The following is a 24,395-nucleotide window of genomic DNA, read 5'->3' as shown; positions in this document are numbered from 1 at the left end:
AGTAACTCTTAACTTAAATAGTATATTAGAGAATTTGACAGCCAAAAGTCTCTAAAAAGCGCCTCATAACGTTTGCACTCATATAAGAGCAGTATTTTTGATAGTCATCATCTTTGTTTAAATCAGCAAAGTCACATACTGATTTGAGAGCAAATACTTTGGGTTTGTTTCCTGAGGTGTTTTCAACTGAAGAATAAAGTCCATATATCTCCATTTCGATACCAAGAACTTTTCGATTTTGAGATATGATAGTGTTTACATAATCAGCGTCTGCTACAACAGCTGCACCTGTAGCGATAGGTCCTATCAACAGTTTGGGAGTCACATTTATATCATATTCAAATTCAGAGCTAATCTGCGACATCACACCTTTATCAGCTTTGAAAAGCTCCATTTTTGATCTTATTTCAGTTGATGCCATTATTTGGTGAGGTGCAATTTCAAAAACAGATGTTTCGCCTTCTTTTTTCAATTTTCCAGATTGGTAGTCCCATACGCATTCTGCAAAAATTACATCACCAAAGTCAGTATTCTTCTTAATTCCACCACATATACCAGTCATAACAATGACTTTGGGTCTTAATAAATTAATTATGCTTGCTGATTTATTTGCTGTTGCAACCATTCCCATTCTGCTGCAATGCGAAGCACATACGGAATATTCATTTCCTCCCGATTTGAATTTTCCTTCATAAATAAAAGTGTGGTCATCAATGGGTTTTGGCTGCTCCCAATTCCAATCTAACGCTAAAACTTCCGTTAATTCTGGATCGTCTAGTGCGCAAATAATTGCTAAGTCAAATTTGTGTTCTTTTACATTCTCTTCTACCGGGTTGTCATTCAGGTATTGAACACAATTTTGAATTTTCTTAACCCAATCAGAGCAAGATGCTTCATATTGCACTACATGCCAAGTTTCATGCTCAAACTTTTCAACAGTGCCAGTTAATCCTGATTTATCCGCTGTAATACCGATTATTTTTGAAGGTTTGTTGAGTTCATCAGATACATTTAGCTCGGTTAATAAATCTTCTGAGTTTTTTTCATGAGGCTCATCTTCGGGCCACAATGGAATTAATAAATCAAGAATTAACAAATCAAACTTAGTCTGTTCCAACTTATCTCTAGCATCTGAGCTAGAAACACTAATACATATATTTGAGCGCTCTATGCCCATATCTACAAGGCTCTTTATAAGAACCGAGTATCTAGGAGCTTCATCGTCTACAATTAGGATTTTCATACTTAATCAAGCTCCCGTGCTAGCTATTATTTTTTCAAGTTCTACCTGCCACTCACTAAAAGAAGAATTAAAATGCAAAACGCCTTTTAAAAAATCTGGGAATTCTTTCATTAGTTCAGTTGACAGTTCGTCTAAACTCACTCTCTGGACTCCATCACGTTGAAACGCAGAGTAGCCAGTAATAACGATTGTTGGGCATCGCCAATTTTCTATTTGCATCTCTCTTAATACCTCAATGCCTCCGAAGCCTTGTGGCCTGCCACCACTTTCCTCCTCAGAAATATCAAATGTTGGTAAAGACATATCCAATACCAACAAATCAGGAATACTGTCTTCTAATCTGTCAACTGCACTAGTTACCGATTTAGCGTGACTCACTACAACAATTGGGAGTATTTGTTGAATATGATTCTTGATATGAACATATTTAGGTTCTTCATCTTCGACAATTAAAACTTTATACATTTACAATCCTCACTTGCTCCATCGGCAAGGCTTTAATAGCCAAGTCATTTGTAATAGTGAGACTGAACTGTCCAGAACGAAGCAAATCAAAGTCTAAATGTCCTTTAGTTGCCTTATCTATACTGGCTGCTAACTTTATAAATCCACTACGCCCTTCAAGCTTTGCTCGGTCGCCAATCTTGCCGTTCTCTATCAAAACTTTAATTTTATCAATTTCTTGCTTAAGCCTAGCCCTATCCGACTGTCTTGTGTTGTTAACACAATGAACAGTTATCACTTCCTCGTCTTTGTTTACTTCAATGCGAAGCTCAATCTCTGGATTTTTTAAGCCTGAATGAGCTTTAATATTGTCAAAGAGAATAAATATGGTGTCGTTTAAGAAAGTAAGCCCCAGTTGTTGCAACTTTAAATCATCGGCATTTATTATTTTTGTGTTCAATTTAGGCTCGAACGGTCTCAACATATCTAATGCAGCTTTGATCGAGAGATTAAGAGCCTGCTCAACACTAATCACAACTCTTTCAGCTGATACACCTGTTAATGGAGTGAACCAAGACATAACGTCTTCTAACGATCTCTGTACCGCGGCCGTTTTGTCAGTTAATTGCAATTCAAAGTCTTCAAAAGCTGGATCTAAACCTGCTAGCTTTCTTGCATGCGCTTTTAATATGTCCGCACTGTGCATTATTGTTTGTTTAAGATTAGATTGAATGTATGCTTTTGTTTTCTCCAAAGAAGGCTGTAAAAATGCCCACATGAAAATATTTGAGTAATAAACAAACTCCTCAAAAGAGGCATTTGTCTCAATGATGAAGTGTTTTAACAATGACATTACGTGGATATTGAAATCAATTTTAATAAGACCAGTTGGGCAATCTTCAGTATTCAACTGAAATATGTTGTCTCTTACATGAATTAGTAAATCGTCAAATTCCTCTGCAAATTTTGATAACAAATTGTTTAACTGATCTTTTTCGTCTTGGCTTAGAGAATGAAATTTATTGACCCAAAAATGATTATATTCAAAGTCTTCACCTTCGGTTACCCTAGTAGTTATTAGATTAGAAAACTCCAAATGACTTCTGATAAGTCCGATAAAAGATTGATGTCTAATGCGCTTACTTAAATAATAATCTAAGCCATACTTTGGATTTGTAAGAAAGTCATTACTAGCTTTAACTATGAGACTAAGTAGTACCGCATCGGCTTCGTTATCAGGTTGAAAAGTAGTTTTAGTTGCCCCATCTGACTTTAAAAAGTCATCTACTATTTCACTGTAATTCTGTTCGCCAGTAATATTGATGTCTAGTAAATCTTTATATCGTTCATAGTCTTCTTTCAACTCTTTCAGCATCCAACGACTATGAGCGTCCATATCAACATAAATACGCGTTCGATCGACAACTCTTTTCCCTTCCTCCATCAATAAATCATCATCAATGCTAGTTATTTCTTGATGGTATTCATCTGCGTTTATTGGATCTAACGCTATTAGAAGGCGACAAATACATTGCCTCTCATTTAGTACAGCTTTTGTTCCATTAAGCGACCGAATATTATCAATAACTTGTGGTACGCAGATATAATTTAAAAAGAATACTAATTGTGAATTCGAGTATTTTTCTGGTCTCGCAACCATTGTTGAAGGCTTTTCAAGGTTAAGCTTTTTAATCGCTTGTTTAGTTGCAATTCTTAAATATGATAGGAGTTTACTGTCTTCTGTTTTAAGCCATGCAATAAAAAGAGCAATTGGCGCTGATAGCACGTTATTTTCGCATTCAAAGTCCTTATACTCATAATCAACTAGTTCACTCTCAAATGACACAATATCTATTATGTCTGCGCTCTCAGGCACTGTCTCATTTATCAAATGAATCACTTCACTCTTACGTCTTTCAAAAGACAAAGCTGATAGCTTCATTTGAGTAAAAATAAGTCTAAATGGAAATGGAATTTCCAAAGATATTTTCTGAGGTATAACACTTAAACACATTTCGTACTCTTTGCATTCGATGTGTCTTAACCCACTCATCAGTGCAAACGTCAGTTCATCTATGCTTTTTGATGAATTTCTTCCCATCCAGAGATTTTTGGTTAATGAATTAGGGTATTTAGAACCCAACTCACAATTCACGCTCAATGGATAATCTTCAATACCTATTGATTCACTATGCAGCCCAATAGTGTGAGGACTCCACAATGCATCATAATTAGTCGATTGTTTCAGTAACAAAAGTAAGAACTCTTTTATTCCTTTAAATATAGATAAGCCATGATAGTTAACGGACAGTTTAATCAGGTATTTTACATCATTGAGAAGGTTTTCTTCAGATAATGCTTTACCAAGTAAGATTGGTAGTTTATGTGGTTCATAAGTTAATGAACCATTGTCTTTTCCTAATAACCCGAGCCAAATACCTATATAAATATGGTTCCACACATCTAAAAATGAATCGCTACTAGACCTAAATGATTTATATATGCTCAGTTTTGAGGTGCAGTCTGAATCGATTAAATAATCTGAAATTGAATAATCTCGTTGGCGCAATGTTGAATTGAATAGTTGAAAATTCTTTATCTCGGAAATTTTGTTTAATCTAAGGTCTTGAATATTTCCTAGCTTCTTTAATATCTCAATTAACGAGTTATCTTTAATAGCCCAACTTTTTGCATGAAGGTTGTCTAATAACATTGAAACTAGCAATTCGTATAGGTCATAAATCGACCCCATTTGTTCCATAAGTAACAAATCAATTGCGCTATCTTCATCTTTAGGTAGTTCTGTAAGTAAATGATACCTCAGGTGAGGTACAAGCTCAGGGTCTATATTTGGGTTGGAAAACTTGGTTTCGATATCATCTATAAACTTGCCGATGGTTGTTCTGTCTTCATTCCTAACACTGACGAACAATGTGATGTAACTTAAAATTCCTCCAGTCCAAACATTCCTTACTTCATTAGTATACTGTTTCTGAGCCTCTAACCCTTTGCTAGTCTGTAATAATGAAATTCTTAACTTGATAGACCATAGTGACGCACCAAGCTCCTTCTCTAAAACGGCAAGTTCACTCAAAACATCTATGTACTTACCTTTCAAAATTTGAGCTTCAATATTCATCTTAAAAGATAAGAACTTATTTATGTTTTGTGCTTCTGCTGATAATCGACTAGCTATCCAGAGCATTTCTGTTGAAATTGACACTTTGTTCGTGTCCGGTTTAGCAAATCTAAGCTCTTCAAAACCTATTTTCTGATGAGATAACTCAGGAAGTTGCGATTTAATACTAGCGTTTACCCACGAAATAACCTCATTAAACCTTCCTTCAGAAAATTTTGTTCTACTTTCGAGCAGCAAAGATTTAATACCCTGCCTGAAGACAGCGCTATCTGTTAGTGTCTTGTCTTTAATAAATTTTTTGGACTTGTAGACAGCAACAATACCTCTAAACTGATTTTTTACAAAATTAAAAGTTGGATCATTTTTCATCATTGTACTCCATCCATAGAGTTCAATAAGCGATGATTTAATTTATTAATACTTAAATACACTACTTCACCGCCTTTCCGTGGATGTTTTTTACGTCGGCTAGTAGGTTGCCGAATTTGCCGTAGTTTTCTTTTACGCCGTCGTCTAAATCGAGGGTGATGCGTTTTTCGGCGTAATGTTTTAGCTGCTCGTCGAATGTGCGGAGTTCAGCTTGTTTTTTCTCCAATGCTTTGATGTCTTTTTCGATGCGGCGAGCTTCTGAGCCGGAGGCGTTAACCATGTCGTCTGAGAGTCTTGCTAGTTGCGCATCGTATTTACCCATTAGCGGTGTAACATACTCAGTACGCATACGAGACAAGGTGCCTTCGTTATAGCGATGTAGATACACTAAACACTCAAACGCTTTTTCTTTACCTGAGCTAAATAGCCAGTAGATAGGTCGTTTTTTGTAGGTCTTACAATGATCTTTAAAGAATTGCGTTGAGAAGTAACGGCGGATAGTATCCATTGCACTTTCACCTTGCCCTTTATTTCCCTTGAGGGGCTTAATAGCATGTAGACATAAGCTTTCAGCAACAAATTCTAAATTTTCAGTTAGGTGCTCGTCGCCCCAAACGGTTTTAACGAATTCTTTAAAACGAGTGGTAGCATCATCGTCAAATAGCCACTCTTCTGATGCCAATGGAATGATGCCGTCATCGTCGGCAGGAAATGTTTTATATGCACCTTGAGCTTCTCGCTCTTTGAAGCCTTCGTTTCCAGAATTAGCATAAACTAAACCGCCTCTATTTAATGAAAAACGTCCCATAATTAAGCCAATCGAATATGAAATTAATTCGACTATAGTCTCTGAGATGAAAGCCCTCTCTCGCGCTTTTAATTCCTTCACATGTTTATATCTATTATGCAGATTACAATGTAGTGTCACTTCATTTATATTTACTTCTGATTGAATGCTATCCCCGATTCGGTATTCTTCTAAATAAATCTGATTATTTGACTGCTCTATTCCTCTAAGTCTTTCCGAATCGTTTGCTGACGAAACTAAATACTCTGACATAATGCTTTTTAGAGTACTATTTTTATATGGATTCATTTTTAATAAATGTAGGCCATAGAAATCCCATGAGGTTTCTCGACTATCCCAGTCAAGCTTTGAAATATCATATGCTTCATTAAATAATGAAATAGCTTTTTGTTTCGAATCTAAACTAATCTCGAAAGGCAGCTGTTTAATTTGATTCGGGCCATAGTTCATGGTTGGAGAAAGGAACTCCAAGCATTTTGAAACAATACTTGAGTTTAAAAAGCTTGTTACTAGATCAAGAGACCCTGTCTTACTGAAGGCGCACATCCCAGCATTAGTGAATAAATATCCCTTTGGAAAACGCCTAACACTAAACTTACCTGAAGAAATAGCAGTCCAAGTTATGCCCTCTTCAAAATAGTGACCCATTCCAGTTACGGTTCTAGTGATGCTATTATATTTTTGTTGGGCAAGCTGCTTGATTTCCTGACCATCATTGAACCAATTTATAACTGACTCATTATTTCCATACCATTTTCTATAATTACCTCCATGATTTATTGGAAACCATTTTTTGGAATCTGAAGTGTTGGAAATGGAAAGCTTTCTTGAATCAATCTCATACCATTCTCGAATAAACCTTTCATTATCTAGTGTTTTCATTCCTTGGGAAGTAAAAAAGGATTCTTCTAATAGCCTTTTGTCAGTAAACCTTTCCAATAATTCTTTTGGTGCCCAATAAGCTAAAGGCTGTCCATTAATTTTAAGAAAATCAGTTTGTGGTAATACATTCCGTCTATCGTTATTACATGGAAACTCCAAAGGTTCCGTTTTTTCATCAATTTCTTTATAATTCAAACTGGAAAAGTGAGAATGGTAGCAATCTATAAAGCAGTTTCTAATAACAGAAGCAGATGTTCCGAAATTAATACCTAAGGGCGTTTTCCCCTTCCCCTCATAAGGCATATGTACCAAATCGATAATTGTGTTGGAACTTAGTAAGTGCTCCCTAAATGAGTCATATGAAGCCAAAAACATCCAAGTTTCCATTATAATCATCGCCACGTAACCATTTTCTTTAGTTAAATTAAAACTAACTTCTTTAATACATGAAAATAGATCTGACTTAGCTCGAGGAAAACTATTATTAACAAACTCCTTTAGTTCCGCATTCATTCCCTTACTGCCCATGTAGGGTGGATTGGCACATACCGCATCATACTTTTGTGCAAGCACTATCGCTTGATTTACAATTGGTAAAATCTTTTCTACTACAGGTTTTGACTGAGTATCCGAGTTTGCTAATTTTTCTATAAGAAGTTGTTTAAGTACCAATAGGTTCTTTAAGTGCTTAGCATCAATTTGAATTAATGAACCAAGGGTTTTAGCTTGAAGAAATGCGGTTTTAAGTGTTTGCAGTAATTCAAAGTATTTTTTATAGATTCCCGCATTCGCGGGAATGACGTCGGTGGATTCATCAAAAAGCCCACCTGTTGAGCCAATTTGTTGATTGCCTTCTAAATCTAAGCCTTTCCATATTGTGGTGATATCTAGTCCTTCAGTAGACTGTAATGAGAACACATTAAGCGACACGTCACCATCTTCAACTCGCTGGCTCATTCTTTCAAATATGCGTCTGTCATCTTCACGCGCTTTCATCATTAAGGCAAAACCTGCAAGCTGAGCTGCTCGATCATCAATATCTAAACCGTAAATGTTCTTGGTAAGAATTAATTCAGGGATTTCGCGAAGTCGGTAACCACGCTCTAGATATATTTCTCGCAATACTTCATAAACTTCAACCAAGATATGCCCTGAGCCACAGGCAGGGTCGAGCACTTTGACTTCTTCTGGGTCAATGCTTGTTGGCGTTATTGCTTTTAGCTGCTCAATGACTTCATCAGATTGTTCCGCTGGCTCAATATAATATTCCATTTTGCCTTTAAGCTCAGAATCTGGGTAGGTAGCCAGCCACTGCCTACCAACCGAGTTTTGTACTAGGTATTTAACAATCCAATTGGGGGTAAATAACTGAGTTGCAGCGGGAATATCCTCTGATTTAACCACTTTACCAATTACGGCATCTTTATGCTCTGAAATATAGAACTGATAAAGCCAACCGATGACTTCGATTTGTTGCCAGTCTTCTTCAGGGATATCGTTTATCAGTCCTTTTAGAATAGAATCGGTTTTAGTTAAGTTGTTTGGCAGTAGCAATTCAGTTGCGTCATCCAGTGCCTCAAACCCTAAGCCTTTAAAGATCTGGGGCATTATTTTAGCTAGTTGATGGCATTGGCCTAGAAGTAACTCGCGGTATAGCTCTTCTTCTTTATCACCTGCGAGTTGTAGCTCAATGATGTGGCTTTTTTCTAAATCTAGGCTGTCGGCAACATCTGATGCGTGACTTAGAATTTCTGGTAAGCCGTCAGGGTTACTGGGATTAGATAGCACTCGAAAACCATGGTCAAAATAGTCATGCAGTTCCATATAACGAATGGCTGCAAGACGGTTAAACCATGTGTAGGCCATTTCACGAACAAACATATCGTACTTTTCTTTATATGTCGCAGATGCTCGTTCAGCTATTTTGCTTTCTAATCTCTTGCGCTGCTCACCTTCTTTACGAGTAAATGCACGACCTTCAATAATGGCAGCGCCACCTTCTATTCGTACTTCTTCGATGCGATCTTCATAAATGCCAAATTGGGCAGCACGCTTTTTAACGGCTGCGATAAATTCTCTACGAGCTTTAGGTGCGTATGCTTTTAAGTTTTTAGTGTTCATGTAATTAGCCTCTAATTCTTCCTTAATTAACGAATACGCACTTTGTTATTGCTGTTAACTAACGAGGTGAGCTTTTCTTTTAAAGCCGCAAGGTAAACGTCTATGTCTTGCTCGGTTTCAATGACGCCTGTGGCATTCACATCACGAATAATGCTTGCGGTATCGATAGACACAATTTTCTTTGGAATTGGTGTGTTTACCGCAGGCTCTGCAACTTGCTGAGGTTCAGTAGTTGACGGTTCGTAGCCGCCATTACTTGTGTCAGAAGTAGATGTAAAGCTTGAGTTAGTACCTGATTCAGATACTACCTCTTTAGCTTGTTTTGCTGCTAATGCTTGCTGAGCTTCGATGTGCTTATTGATTAAATCGTAAGCGTCTTCTTCTAAATTAATAGAATCTGCCTGTTCTTGTAAGATCTCGGCAATACCACTTAAGCCATCTAATCTTTGTAAGGCTAATTGCAGTGGTCGTAATGCTTTGTTGCTTAACTCGCTTGGTACATGCGCTGCTGCAATTTGCTTTTGCACTTGCTCAATACGGTGCTCAATACGTGATTTTGCATGCGCTCGTTTTTCTTTTAGTAGTTGATCATTAACTTTGCTGACTGACTCGATTAACGGCTCAATATCTTTAATCTCTCGATATGGGCGAGGTTTGTTGTAGATATTTTCGAGCTTTTGCAATGCAGCTAAAGCATCGTTGTCTTTTTCTAATGCAGTTCGGTTTCTATCAAAATCAATGGTTAACGCTCTATGAAGCTTTTGCCATGTAGCAAACTGGGTTTCATAAAAGTCTTCGATATCTTGATAGTCTTCTTCAAAATCAAGTAAGTCGTTTTCGGTTGCAAGGAATTGCTCAATAAATTGGAAGCTGGATTGTGTTTCAATTAACCCGGCTAATAGCACTCGGCAACTTTCAATTTCACTCACTCCCGGATAATGACCGGTAGAGGCTTTGTTGGCGAACGCATCTAGCTTGCCTTTGATAGTCGCAAAGTTAGATTTCGCATCGTTAAACAACTCTTTCTCACTTTCTGGCGCATTCTTTTGGAATACGTCTTTAAACAATTTCGCAGCACGCTTTAGATTTGCTTCTGATTGTTGCTTAATACGACGAACTCGAAGCTCTGCGCGTTTGCGCACTTGCATTAAGTTATCGTAAGCACTTTTTAGCGATACGTCTTGCTGACGGCTTTGGAAGCAGATTTTGTTTGCTAATGCTAAACGAGAAATGATCAACACAATTTCTTCATCGTTCCAACCAAAAGGTCGTTTCGAGAAACGCTTTACAATGTCTTCGGCTGTGATTGGGCGACCAGCATCATCACCAAGCGAAATAAATTTCTCAACTTCGAGAACGGCAAGTGGATTGGCTTCTTGACCTTGCAAATCTAAACCAATTTGACCGATGTCATCAGCAACTAAGGTGTTTTGAATTTCTCTGCGAATATCGCCCGGAAACGGTTTAACCAGTTTTAATTTACTGAAGGTGTTTTCGATAACGTACTTGTATAGCTCTTGTAAGATGGAACTGATTGCTCCACCTTTAGGGTTTTGTTGTGAACCTAAAGCATAAAATTCTGCATCTTTTAATAGATCTTCAATGGCTAGTTTAACCCGGCGGTTGCGGTCTTGGTTTTCAGAACCTTTTTGATGTAACAACTGCTGTTGCTCTGGCCTATTACCTGTGTTTCTGCGTAAAAATTTATCAGTTTTTATGAATGTACGAATTTCATCGAAAACTTTGTTGTTATCAGCAAGCTTAATAATAATGGCGCCCGCTCCACCAGAAGATAAGCCATCCTGTGATTGGTTAGCACAAACCGTAGGATCATATTCGCCGTAATTTGGATCGATAGGTGAAATGATTTTAACTACTAAGTCATTTTCCTGTGAGCCATCACGCGGCATGCCGTTACAGAAGCGGCTAATTGGAAAATCTTGTTTGTTTTCAGGATAACGATAGATATTATCTCTGCGCAGTACATCGTCAAAGATTAAATCACTGAGCTTTTTAGTTTCATCCGATAATTCAATTTCTGTTTCGCGGATCTCGTTTTCGATTTCTTTTTCTTCGTTGGTTAAGAAAATGTACTCATCACCTTGACGTGCAATAAGCAAGTTCGCTTCAAGTGCATTGAGTGCTTGCTCGATATCGCGTCTTAACGTTAAACGGTCTTCGTCTACCTTGCTAACACACAAGGTTACTAAGTTATCCATAGTCGATTTGATTACGTCAACGTAACGGATCAAGAATAGTGTTTTGAGAATGTTTAGCGCAAAGTCTGAAATTGAGTCTTTCTCTGCGGCTTGATCTATGTCTTTTTTAACGGACGTATCCAAGAAGCTTTCGATTGCTGGGTAAAAGTAATACAGAGGAATTAAAACGCCCACTTCTTGATCGCGAACTTGTTTAGCCGCACTTTGGAAGGCATCTAACAATGACCGTTCACCACGACTCAAGTGAAGCCCGGTTGCCCCCGCTTTTCGGATGGCCTCAAATATCTTTTGCACTAGGTTGTAGTGGTAAGGCACAAAAGGGTAGCTATGAATAAAACTGGTGGCGTCTTTGTAATTGGCCAGTTCTGCGGTGGTTGTGCTATCAAATGCTAGTTGATTACGGAGAATATCGCCCTTTTGGTCATACAAGGTTTGTAAAACCGGACGCGCTTGCTCTTGTTTAGATAACAGACGTTTTTCGATAACTTCACTGGTATTTGAACTTGATAACGATAGACGTTCAAAACGGCCTTGGATCTTAGAAAAGTCATGCCCTTTTGAACCTGCCATGTGGCCAATAACAGAGTCGATGTCTTCTTGCGAGGTAACTACTACCCACGCTCGACCTTCACATATAGTGCCGAGGTTTTCTGTTATGGTTTGCAGTTTCAACATCATCTGCGTGTTGTTACCGATAAACTGGCCGACTTCATCGACAAAAAATAAGACTCGACGATTTAAATCTGCATCTAAATACTCTTTAACCCATTTACAGAAATTGGCGATATCGAGGGTAAAGTTATTTTCTAACTGCTCAACCCATTGGCGAGCCGACTCAGTTGATTGATTAGTTACTTTACCTAATGCTTCTGCCATGTCGTCACGATAAAAATCATACGCGTCACGTTCTTCTAGCCAATTGGATGAAGTTAAGCTATTAAATTCATCTTTAAATTGCTGGAATACGCCACGTTGATCTAATTCACGCTCTAAATGGGCAATGTGTGGGTGATCACCGCTAAAGCCCATTTGCTCATTAAAGACTTTAAGAAACACTTTTAATATGGCATCAACACCTTCATCGGTGTTCGCTCGGCTGTCGATGTTGAATAAGATCACCGTATTTTCTTTGGTTATGGCTGTGTCAATTTCACCAAGCAAGAATCCATCAAGGTTTTTATCTTTAAAGAACTCAATTGCTGATCTGTCAATCTCGCCATTCGTTGCTGTAATATTCTGCAAAAGATAAGAAAGGATTTTAATAAAGTGCGATTTACCCGAACCAAAGAAACCACTTACCCAAACGCCGATTTTACCTGATTCGGCTTTTTTCTTAGGGTCACGTACCGACGGCATATAAGCATCAAAAAACTCTTCAAAATGAGTCGCGAGTTCTTTGGTGATGACGTATTCATCAAGTTCAGTAAAGACAGTGTTGCTCTCTAATTGGTCAGCTTTAACTACGCCATTGATTGGACGATTTATGTCTTTTATAAATAAGTCTTTAATTTGCATTTTTTTTATCCTTCTTAACTAACACGTCCGTTTATGGAACTAGTTTAAATGCTCGGTAATAATTGTTTGATTCGATACGGCCAAATGGTTTTAGTGCAGTACCGTCGTATTCGCCGGGGTAAAATAAAACAGTTGGCACATTGCCTACTTTTGCATGTAAGGCATTTAACAGACCGTGGCCTCTTATTATTGGCCATGCACTGCCTAAACCGTGTAATAATATAAATTCTGTATGAGCTTGATTATCTGCACCGAGATCGATTTTAGAGGCAATGAATTCGGCAACTCGGTTTTGTTCAAGTGGGCCTTTTAGTGCATTAAACAGTGCATCGTCACCACGCTCTTTTTGAACTTTGAATGCCCGCTCGGTAAGATTACGAGAATCCAATAATTCTAGAATCGCCTCAAATAAATTAATGCTCGCAAAATTGCGTCCGCGCTTCGTTAACTTGTCTGTGATAAAAGCCAAATGCTCTCTTACCGTTAACTCAGACTCAGCTGGATAATCAAACACATAAAAACCAATTTCATTTCCTAAACCTTGGTTCTTAAGAAAGTCTTCACTTTCGATCTTAGGTAGAATTTGATCGAGTCTATCGTTCAAGTTCTTATGTTGTTTCGTTGTACTAAAGGTCGTCATAGTTACGTAGCCTTCCTTAGATTAATTCCATAGCTGCAATAATATCCTCTCTGTCTATCGACAGAAGCAATTGCCTAACTTCAGGCAGCAGATAGACATTCTGTAATTTTTTGCTGCGAGTTGATTCTATGTATCCACCATCAGCAATTGCTTTAAAGGCAACTTGTGAAATTTTGTAAGTGGACGCATCAGACATATTAGCTAGTTCAGGAAATAGACGGCAACGGTCTTCCCAATACGATTCCCAATCACCAACGTCTAGGCTTTCTCTAAACATACGTTTTGCGTCGAGCACGACATTTCGCATAAAGTCAGCTAACAAAGTACTATTTATCAACGTTGCTGCGAACATCAATTGTGTAGACACCTCGGTACTGCCAAATGCTATCTGCTCAAGATATTCATCTGGCATATTTTCGATACGTTTTTTAATGGTTGCAGCATTACGTTTAGCTGACGCATCGGAACGCTTTTGTAATATATTTCGGTTAACGATTGCATCTAACCATTCTTCTTGAGATGGTTTTTTAAGTAATAATTCAGCAACGATTTGGCTTTCTTTGATCATTAAACTGCCACCAATTAAATCACCAAGGTAGTCCTTGTGTGTTTTGATCGCTTGTTTGTTTAACGGGTTATTAGTTGAAGTCATTTATAATTCTTCCAATTCTGGTACGTAGCCGGGGGCAATTGTAAGATTTTCTGCTCCAAACAAGGCTTTTCGGTTCTTTAACCATAATTGATACTCTGCACCTACTAGCTCAGCATCAGCTGTACAATCGACGTTCCAGCGCCTTAATAAATATCCCGCCATTGCCGCTCTAATATTTAATTCAAGTACTCCATCTACCATGCCGTAATCTAAAGCTATGGCGGTAGGCTGTTGAACGTTGTGTGGATGAGGCACTAATTGTAGTGGCATAATGCGCATCCACTGGTGATCTTCGAATTTTTCTTCTTCCGCGCTTGGTGTATCCGCTTTAATGGTTACTTTAGTTATACGAGTCAGAACAAAATCACGAAATGACTTGGAACTTCTGTCATACCCTCTTACATGCCAACGAAGGCCATTATCCACTATGGTATGAGGTACGATTTCACGTGCTTTGGAGCCTGAACTCAATGAAGTGTAAATAATTGAAATCGGCTTTTGTTTTAAAATGGCTTGTACTATTTTCGCGACAATAAAGATATCTGGGACATTAAGCTGATAAGGTGCATCAACAGGAAATGGTATTTCTAGCACACCGTCGAAACCATCGCTGATTTTGTTAGACAGCTTCGCCATGGTTTGACGAGCATCATAACTAAAAAGTGGTTTAAAGGTTTTAGCTTGAAAATAAGTGCGTTCTTTTTGATCAAAATCGATGTTATTTGGTGCTAGCTCTTTATAAACCGCAAGATCGCGAGTCGCATTGGCCATTCCCATTTCGAACTTGGCGGTCAATTCTTTACGACTCACGCTTCCTTTGAACATAAGTGAGAAGTCTATAAAAGACAGCCTTTGCTTTTGAGCAAAGCTCAGGTTGTCTATGTTTTCGTTCTCTTTGGTTTCTCTTATGAAGCTCATATACGCACTTTTATTTGTATGACACTGGTATAATCAATTTGATTACCACAATGTACTACAAATTAAGAATGCGTCAACTTTTAAGTTTGATCTACATAAATTTTTTCACCGTTTACAATTCTTAGTATTCGTAGCTTTAAGATGTCAGTAAACTCATCAGCATCTTTACTGGTGATTCCTCAGTCAAAGTCGAAATCTACGAAGTCAACTTTCTGTCCATATTTTGATATGCCACATCAGTTAATCCTTGAATTAAATTTCAAATCAAAATACTTTTTGATTAGTTCACTATTTCTGCTGCATAAAGAATAGTATTCAGTTTGCCTTGAGCCTTTACCGCTTCTGTGCTCAAGCTGTTTCAAACCAAATAAAACTTTTAAAATTCCCTGAGATAACTTTCCCCTACTTTTATATTCACTCGTGATAATAGTGGAGCAACCAAGTGCTATAAGTTCATCTCTAACTTTGTAATTAGCAATTTTTTCTGACTTTATATACTGGGCTAGTTTATCGATATCATCAATTTTATAGTTTGCTGTTAAGCTAACTAAATCAATATTGAGGATTTGAAAAATGTCTGTGAATATTTTCTGAGTAACTACCAATTTAGGATTTTTTATTGAGCAAAAACCACCTTCTAAAACTAGTAAATGTTCTAGATGCTTACGGCTTTTAGCGCCCTTATCAAACTCGATTAATTGCTCAGCCGAGTTAACATTATCAAAAGAGTTTGTGTTGTAGAATCTCTGCAATTCATAAACATGAAGTTTGAACTGTTCTTCGTTCGTTAATATTTTAAATGAGTCCTTTAAGAAGTAATGCTCTGACTTGTCATAGACAGTATCGATAGCAATTTCTATTAACTTGTTTTTATTTTGTTTGAACAGTTTTTTTATGAGTGTGCCAATAGCTTCGCTACCATCTCTATTGTTTTCTAGGGTTATGTCGTATCCCATTTCTTTAAATAGTTGTAATGTTGTAAAAACATAGTTTTGTTTCATTCGTCGGTTATGAGCGATACGGTCTAATACCAACTGACAATTTTTGTCGTTAAACAAAGATGAAAGCTCGCTTAGGCACTGTTCTTCATAGGCTTTATACGCCAATTCATTGAAAATTTGTTTTTTGCCTGTAGTCGTAAATCGTGACCAGTTATCAAAAGAAATATCGATATCCTGCGATTTTCTAAAACGTCCTGAACTTTGAACAAGTTGACTAGGAAGTAAAGTATGACAAGCAAAAATGTTGACGGAATTCACCCTATCCGTAACGACGCTAACGCCACTTGTAACAACCGGTGAGAAGATATGGCACTGCTCTTCTTCTACACGAGATGTTAAATTAGAGAAATACTCTGGTTTGTCTTTTTGAATAAAAACACTGTCCACGACTATTGGCGTAATATCTGTTTGTTCCTCAATAACCTTGGCTATTGTTTTGAATTTCCCATTCACCTTGTGACTTCCATCACAGAAAACAATCGCTCTGTCACCAGCATTTAAACTGCTTATCAATTTATCTAATTGTTTTTGATAAGAAAATACCTTCAGTTTCTTGGCTTGATAATTAACTTGATCAGTGTTCTTTACGAGTGTGATTGATCGACCTGTTTTTACGATTTGCTGAGCACTAAAATTTGAAAACATGGCATCGGCTACAACCACAGTCTCCGTTTGTAAAAGATTCTGCCATTGTTCCATAGCTTCAGAGCAACGATGTAAAGTTTTCGGGTACATTAACTCTGTAGAACAAATAGCCGATTCACACTCCTCAAATTCTTCAATTAAGCACACTTTTGAGTCTTTGCCGTATTCCTGATATTTCCAGTTGGCAGTCGCTGAAATTACGCAAGCGGCTACAGCCTTTAGATCTGAAACGTCTAATTCTTTTTGATGCTGATAATTTCGTTTGTCATTGATGAGTTGGGTGCTTAACGCAATAGTCGGAGTAATGACAATAGGTTTTAGATCAGTTGAAGAAAACTCATTAAAGAGTGGAATGATCACATCTTGACTTTTACCTGCTCCCATATGCTCGTTAAGAACATAAAATCCGGGATTTTGTTTGATATATTCGACTAGCTCATTTTTGTAGCTGAGACATATTTCTTTTACTTGATCTGACAAACGCGGTGAAACTAAGTCTTTGACTTCTCGTTTCTTCTGTTCGAAGAAATCCATAACCATTCTTTTTGCTACATCAGTCGCCTTCTCACCACCTATGTTTAGTGCCTGCGGGGTAGCAGCTAAAATAAGTTTTTCAACCTGTTCTTCAGACAGCTGTAATGGAACTTTTTTAATTAATTTATTCAGCAGTTCGTTTAATGATTGAGTAAATAACTTGGGTTCTTTAGATACGGACAGTAATTCTCTTAATACTTGCTCTTTAGTCGAGTCAGTAATCTCATGATCGCGAAAATCATATTCATACCCATAAACTGAAAGTGTTAAACCATATTGAATTGCTAACTCTGCGCCAAATACAACATCAGTTTCACCCACTACCAACACATAATCTATCTCAATTAATGTCTGGCGCTTTAATTGCTCAGCCAAAAACATAGATAAGTCTTCACGATAAAAATGTTCTGCTTCGACACCATTTGGTAATACAACACCTGATTTTGCTATACATAAATATTTAACTTGCTTCAAAATACATCTCCAAAAATTTGTTATTAATGAAGCTGGAAGTAACTCGTTCCGCGTCAGAGTTTTTTGTTCTGTATTAATAACTAAATTAAAACTCTGACGTGATTTAAATGAATTTCCCAACTTCAAGTTGCTGTATTTTGAACTATCGCAACAGGGCACCCATCGTTGGAAAATGAGATCAGTTTTTGGAATTAGGATTTACCTAAAATAGATAGACCTATAAAGTGCGCTAGCACTGGGGTTTGAATAAAATAATTTCATCCCCGCACGATGTGCGAATTTGATAATTTTCTTTATTCGTTGCTTTCTTGTTGGTTTATTGTTGGTTTTGCGTACTTGGTAGCTTTGTGTTGAAAGGTTATTCGAGCGTCAGAGTTTTAATTAGTATATTAATACAGACTTTAAAACTCCGACGTGAATGGATTGGCTTATTTAGGCAATTGGTTCCGTAATTTTTAGCATGTTTTCATGCAATTGCTTGGCGTCGTCTTGTGCTCTGTGTCGTTTATTTTCAAAACTCTGTAACTCAGAAAATGATTTTACTAAATGGCATCCAGTACGCTTTTTAAAATCTATTAACTCAAGATGCCCAATAAGTTTAAAACTAGGGATAACATTGGCTTTAGAAAACAACTGTGTTAACCACGTTCCATCGAATTCAACTACATCACAAACAACAACACTGTTACCTAGAGTTTCATTTAACCTGATAGCCGCAGAGACGACATCAATCCCCTTTCGCAACAACATCTTTTTTGAAATACCATGAACGTGAGTTTCAGCGTATGTGCACCAAAAACCATTCTCTAACCAATCTGGCTCGGGCTTAATGAGAATTGAGCCACTAGAGTCCTTACTGTACCAACCAACCTCAATTGGGTATCCGTTTTTACTAATGCCAGATGATTCAATATCAATAGTGATCAGTTTTCCAGTCACATCAAAATTCGACAAGTTTAAGTTGCCATAAAATCTAGGATCAAAAATTTTCATAACAGCCCCCTTTAATGAATAAAACCAATATGATTAGACTGGTTATTAAAAACGGATACAAAGTCATGAATGCCCAAGCTAATAAGCTCAGGATTGTTTACATCATAGCGCTGAATGGCTTTTCTAATTGCGGACTCAATAATTTGTTTTGCTTGTCTCGGCACAACGTCTAAATAATGATTCTCGCATTGTAGAGGAATTTTATTGGCCAATATTTCTTGAAGGCCACGTTCTTGAATATGTTTTTGGTATATATTCTGGCCAATGATTTTCATTTGCTCTGGCGAAGGTTTCTCTACTGTAAAAGAAACGATTCTGGATTTTAAAGCAGGTGTTAAGTTCTCGATATTGTTTGTTGTTGTAAAGATAATAAAGCCTGAAAAATCAACTTCGACATCTAAAAAGTTCTCTAGTAAGCTCTTTCGTTGTTCCGTTTCAAAAAAACCGAGCAAAGTTGGCACTAGATTGCGCTCGCCGGAATTTTTAACTTGGCAGAGTTCATCAATCAAAAAACATTGATTATAAGTTTCACCGTCAAGCAACATTGCCTTAGCGAAAGCTCCAATAGAAGCGTTATTCCAAGTACGATGCGCACCAATTAACTCAAATTTATCCCCCATTGATGTGACCGGCAGAGAGGTAGATTCAAGTTCAAATAATTTAGCAAACTCCAAGACAAATTGTGATTTTCCACACCCCGGCTCGCCATCAAGATTGATTACGGGCAAATTGATCGGTTTTGATGTTAGAAACGCTTCTGTCATGACCCCTCTTAAATATTCAACAATATGAGCGCAATTTGGAAAACTAGTCGCTAGGTCGTTTAATCGAACTATAAAGTCAGACGGAACTTTAACTATGCGTTTTTTATTGCCTTTAGCTTGGATCTGATTAAAAATTTTTTCGTCATGCTCTTTTAATCCCAACATAATATTTGTCATTAGATCATCGTGATTATAGACTTCGATTGTCTCTGGCTCAGAGCATTCTTCATCGGGGTATAGTACTTGTTCTTGTGTTACGGGAACTCGCTCCAAAGATTCATCTGAAATGCCATGAAATTTCATGATTTCATTTTCTAATGCCGAAAAGTTTACGTCATCAATAAACGCTTTTATACGCTCACACTCACCAATAATCTTATCTTGGAAATCCAGTGCTTCAATCTCAGTGACTTCAATGGTGTTATCGAATTTCTGGTAATTTATCTGACGATCTTTTGCATTTAAGAAGTCGTTAAAATTGTTCATCGATACATCATTGCGACAAAAACAAGTCGCACAATAAATTAGTTTCTCGGTTACGTCGTCAATTAATTCTTCCCAAACTTGTGAGCTATAGTCATTCAACCTATGGAAGTTAAATGGTATTTTGGATTCCTCTAAGTCTATCGGTACCGATTCTTGTTTAAGCTTGTATGCTTTAGCACCGACACAAATCGCCTTAACTATTTTATTTAAATACTTGAAACCCACTTCATGAAAACTTGGCTTAGTTTTATATAAATCAAACACTCGATTGGCGGTTTCGTTTTCAAAAATGGACAAAAACCTAAATTGCTCGAATGGCTCTAACACCTTTAATGCAGCAACAACCCATTCATCCCTTACTGATGAAATTCCAAGTCTCCTAACTTCTTCAGGCATCATGTATAAAAATTCAAGGACTTTTTCTTGGTAGGTTTTCAAAGTAAAAGTGTAAGGATCTGAACCATATAAATCTGGCTTTAACAAATATTGTTTCAACTCAAATGCTATCAATGTTAAGGTTGAATGCGTGTCTTTATTTATCCCCATTTGCTTTTGCGATAACTGCTTAATCGTCTTAATTCGGCTAGCTGGTAAACATTCTAACAACAAATCAGTGTTGTCTTGAAAGCCGATAAGGTCTGCTAATGCCGAATCAGGAATTGAGGGTAAGACATTTTTTAAATTTTCGTACCCATATTCCGCTAGATCTCGTATGTCAGAGAATGATCTACAATTTAAACCTACCGCTAGCTTTTGTCCTCGCGATAATAAAATGTTTTTGGACTTTCGAAGTGCTTTCTTTAATTTACTGACTTCTAACTTACAACTTGAAGGTGTCGCAGTTGTTAAATTTCGTTTGTATTTATCTTTTAACGAATAGACATCATTAACATCGCATAACAGTAGATATCGGATAACAGTCTTATTGCTAACGTAAGCCAGACAGGTGTCGAGATCTAAATTTGGGAAATTTGAGAGTGCATGCCTAATTACAACAGGGTGATAGTTTCTAATAAAGTCTAATGACGTTATTTCTTTATCTAATTTAATCGTGATCTTGTTTGATGAAGTATTTTGCATAAATAATCCTCTGTATTAATAGGATTATTTAACCACTTCACCATTACGCACCCACCGTTGGAAACTGTATAATACATCCGATTATCATATTTTGACACTAAGCAACTAGATCGATAGTTTTGGCATGCTCAATAGCATCTAACAATCGATGGGAATGCTTATCAATATATACGCCGTCATTATAGATACATAATCTGGCGGGTGAACCATCATGCAACTGAACAATAACATCAGTAAAAAGGTAATCCATTCCAACAGAATTGAATTTGCAAATTACTTTTTGAATTCGCGGATCATCAACAGAGTAAACTTCTGGTATGCTTTGTAAATAAGGTTTAGTTAACAGGCGGCCATTGATAAAAAGCTGTGGTTTTAACACAACTTCATTATTAACATGACTTGCCGAGGCGTCTAGTAAGACGTAACTAGCTACACTTAATTGTTCAACCGTTTCGATGGTTTCAAGTGGTTTATTATTACTTTGCTCTGCTAATTTTATTAAAGCATGATCTAAATAGTTACTGTTAAACTTTACACCTTTGCTCTTTTTACAACTTTGTTGTTGAACTTGATAACTAAGCTCTTGGTTTAAAGCTGAAGTCAGCAGCCCTTTGAGCAGAGTTTCTATCAAACTTTTAACTCTTTGTTCCGAAGCAAATCCTTTGTAAACATTTGCGTGAAGCGCATTTAGGAATTGATTTGCCTTACTACCAATTCCACTAATCATAAAGTATTCTTTTTCAGCTTCTTCAAACTTACCGTTATCTAAGTTGTACTTTTGCCACTCAGCATCAGAAAAGTGCCAGCCTTGTTCAAGTAAATAATGGCTAGCTAGTATCAATTTAAACAAAGTACCGTGGTTAGCGTTATGCTGCTCAGCTTTCTGAGTAATAATGCTTTCTATTTCATCTGCTGTGCTTTCGTTTTGCTGCTGTTCATTACTCCCAAATAGAAATGGGTCTATGATTTCATCAGCCTCCGCAACCCCAGTAAAATCAATCTCTAAGATAAATAGTAACAGTAAAGTTAAAGCATATATATCAGAGGACTTTTGAAGCGGTTTTCCAATCAATACATCCGGGTTTAACCATTCCAGTGAGCCTGAGCTTGCTTTAGACAAATGTTCATAACTCGCTGAACCAAAATCGATCAACTTAGCGACGCCTTCATTGGTGACGATAATGTTTTCAGGCTTTAAATCCCCGTGGATAAGATTGTTTGCATGAGCCGCTGCTACACCATTACAAATTTGTTGAAATAACGTAATTTTTTGATCATTGCTCAGAGTGTTGTTGGCCAAATACTTGTTCAGAGTCATTGCATCAAAATGGTATTCAGTGACTAAACCATAAACATCAGCATTTATATGCCTTGAAAAAATGGACTTTTCAACACTAATAAAATCATAGACCTGAATAATATTTTCATGTTTAAGAGTAGCAAGTATTCTGGCTTCTCGTTTAAACACTTCTGGGTGAGTGAACTCTGAAGTGGCATTAAGCTTAATCGCAACTTCACGGTATAGATTATTATCCGCGGCTTTCACTACATAACCATTACCACCTGAGCCTAGTTTATTGATAACTTTGTAACGGCCATTTAAACGTTCATCCATATTAATTAACGCAAGTGAATTATTTCGACTGGTTACGACTTTATGTTTTTCTAAAGGGTCAATGCTATTGCAAAAGACAGTATTAAATCGTTTATACACTTTGGGACTAGTGCCACCAACTTGTGACACTATTCGATTCCAGCGAGCGCGTTGCATTTTAAAGCCGTCCTCACTTTTATCCGTTTTAGCAAAAGTTTGAAGTGCATCAATAATTGTCTCTGTCACAAAGATATTTTTATCTTGTCCTTGAAAAACTGAATTCCACCAATATTCGAAATAACTATCATCATGCGTAAAGGCTTGTTCTAAAGATAATTTGTCAACGTTACTTAAATTTAACTGGCTAGCTAGTTGCTGAGTAATAGCCTCTAGGTTTTGATTGTCGAAAATATCATCACCACCATGGCTTTCAACCCAGTTAACAAAATCTTCATTTATTTTGCCAGACAAGCTGTCTTGAATTCTTTTCGAGCGAATATTGTCTTCTGATAAGTTCTTGAATTGCGCCTTATTACTTTTTAGTTCACTGAGCTTAAATATCAGCTGGTTCTTTTGCACAAAATATCTAAACCGTGCTTCTAACCAATCCTCTAGTGCAAAGCCTTTGTAAGTATATTCATTACGCTCCAACAAATATAAAATCCAGACTTTAGCCACTTTAAATGTACCCGCTTTAAATGAGTTAAAGTTATGCTCAATTTTGTTAAAAATGTAGTCAAAACCGGATTTTACTTGAGTATACTCCAATAGATTTATCAGTGATGATAAATACAATGCACGACGTGCAATCAGGTCAACATTTACAATAGTATTTGGGTTGAGTGTGAGTACACTGTATAGCTGAACGTTGATTAGCTGAGTAAACTCAGCTTCGAATTGTGTTTTATTAGCAGTGAAGCTCTGGCTATTCACTATTTGAGCTGGCAAACAAGTGAGGCACGCATTAAGGGTTTCAGTATATGGCTTATTTTGCGAATTGCCATCGTTAAGTAATTGGTTAATTTTATCTTTGAGGTTAATAACGCTAGTTAAATTCAGTAAGTCTGCGTAAGACACCTGTTTCAAAATTTGGCACTCGCTACTACTTAGCCAACCTTCAATTTTATTTCTTTGCTGTGACGTTAAATCTCTGTGATGATAAAACAATAGTGCTTTAGGTAATAATACTACTTTGGAAAAGTTTAAAGTATCAAGAAAGCTAAATATTAACTGCCGTATTTGAGTCTCAAATACCAGTTCATCTGTTGTTAAGTCTCGTACTTTGTTACTGGTTTTAGCACTTGAGTAAGATGCAATACTTGATAGCTTCATACACTCATGAACAAAGGTTAAATCTGTTGTGTTGGTTACATTGACAGCCGTAAGTTTATGATCTCCTTTGGCATTATTAACAATGATAGAAATAATTAGCTCAGCAGTGGTTTTGTCTTGCTTTAGGTTTTTATTAAGTTCGTTGATAAATTTATTGAATTGAAATCGCTTATCAAGCTTTTCACGCATAAGGTGATCGATAAACTTAATAACCTGCTCAGCTAACTCTTTTGAATATGATGTTTGATTTGCTTCAAGAGATTGAAGTAACAGCGCAGTAAATAACTCAACACCTTTTGATCGATCCCTTTTGTAGTCTCTGCTATCTGTTTTGTGACTTAATTCAGCCTGAGTAATGGATATCCAAACGTCTTTTAAAATTTGCGCTTGAACAATGGAAATTGATTCGCCGCTTTCATGTAAATACCCCTTCTGCCAGTTCTCATATTCATACGCGATTCTAGCTAATTCATTCATAAAAGCGACTCCATAATTTAAGTTATCAACTTATCATATTTTTCCATTTTTGTCTTTATAAACAA

The 24,395-nt window shown here is 37.0% G+C and carries 12 protein-coding genes; all 12 read right to left on the bottom strand.

Features of this window, described 5'->3' with window-relative positions; all coding sequences use genetic code 11:
• Positions 1-25: 25 nt before the first annotated feature.
• A complete protein-coding gene (locus IE155_RS01365) occupies positions 26-1,177 on the bottom strand; it encodes a 5'-methylthioadenosine/S-adenosylhomocysteine nucleosidase family protein (RefSeq protein ID WP_189376289.1) in 1,152 nt (383 codons plus the stop codon).
• A 72-nt stretch (positions 1,178-1,249) separates the two neighbouring features.
• On the bottom strand, positions 1,250-1,708 hold the full coding sequence (locus tag IE155_RS01360; protein ID WP_189376288.1) for a response regulator: 459 nt from the start codon (positions 1,706-1,708) through the stop codon (positions 1,250-1,252).
• A complete protein-coding gene (locus IE155_RS01355) occupies positions 1,701-5,198 on the bottom strand; it encodes a hypothetical protein (protein WP_229816936.1) in 3,498 nt (1,165 codons plus the stop codon). Before IE155_RS01355 ends, IE155_RS01360 begins: the two co-directional genes overlap by 8 nt.
• Positions 5,199-5,256: 58 nt before the next feature.
• Entirely contained in the window at positions 5,257-9,006 is a 3,750-nt protein-coding gene (pglX, locus tag IE155_RS01350; RefSeq protein WP_189376286.1) for a BREX-1 system adenine-specific DNA-methyltransferase PglX, read from the bottom strand.
• Between the two features lie 26 nt (positions 9,007-9,032).
• Positions 9,033-12,740, bottom strand: coding sequence for a BREX system P-loop protein BrxC (gene brxC, locus IE155_RS01345; protein ID WP_189376285.1), 3,708 nt, complete (start codon positions 12,738-12,740; stop codon positions 9,033-9,035).
• A 31-nt stretch (positions 12,741-12,771) separates the two neighbouring features.
• Positions 12,772-13,380 carry a DUF1788 domain-containing protein gene (locus IE155_RS01340; RefSeq protein WP_189376284.1) on the bottom strand — a complete coding sequence of 203 codons (609 nt, stop codon included), beginning with the start codon at positions 13,378-13,380 and terminating at the stop codon, positions 12,772-12,774.
• A gap of 16 nt (positions 13,381-13,396) precedes the next feature.
• Positions 13,397-14,032 carry a DUF1819 family protein gene (locus tag IE155_RS01335; protein ID WP_189376283.1) on the bottom strand — a complete coding sequence of 212 codons (636 nt, stop codon included), beginning with the start codon at positions 14,030-14,032 and terminating at the stop codon, positions 13,397-13,399.
• The gene (locus tag IE155_RS01330; protein ID WP_229816934.1) at positions 14,033-14,950 is read right to left on the bottom strand and encodes a WYL domain-containing protein; all 918 of its coding nucleotides are present in this window, start codon (positions 14,948-14,950) and stop codon (positions 14,033-14,035) included.
• A 236-nt stretch (positions 14,951-15,186) separates the two neighbouring features.
• On the bottom strand, positions 15,187-17,604 hold the full coding sequence (locus IE155_RS01325) for a hypothetical protein (protein WP_189376282.1): 2,418 nt from the start codon (positions 17,602-17,604) through the stop codon (positions 15,187-15,189).
• 432 nt (positions 17,605-18,036) lie between these two features.
• Entirely contained in the window at positions 18,037-18,597 is a 561-nt protein-coding gene (locus IE155_RS01320) for a 3'-5' exonuclease family protein (RefSeq protein WP_189376281.1), read from the bottom strand.
• Between the two features lie 11 nt (positions 18,598-18,608).
• Positions 18,609-20,927: an AAA family ATPase gene (locus IE155_RS01315; RefSeq protein WP_189376280.1), complete on the bottom strand. Its 2,319-nt coding sequence runs from the start codon at positions 20,925-20,927 to the stop codon at positions 18,609-18,611.
• A gap of 97 nt (positions 20,928-21,024) precedes the next feature.
• Positions 21,025-24,330, bottom strand: a complete 3,306-nt coding sequence (locus IE155_RS01310) for a serine/threonine-protein kinase (protein ID WP_189376279.1) — start codon at positions 24,328-24,330, stop codon at positions 21,025-21,027.
• Between the last annotated feature and the right edge of the window lie 65 nt (positions 24,331-24,395).

Source organism: Thalassotalea profundi (genome assembly GCF_014653195.1).
GTDB lineage: Bacteria > Pseudomonadota > Gammaproteobacteria > Enterobacterales > Alteromonadaceae > Thalassotalea_B > Thalassotalea_B profundi.
Note: the sequence above shows the minus strand (reverse complement) of the source record. Positions and strands in the feature narration are given on the sequence as shown.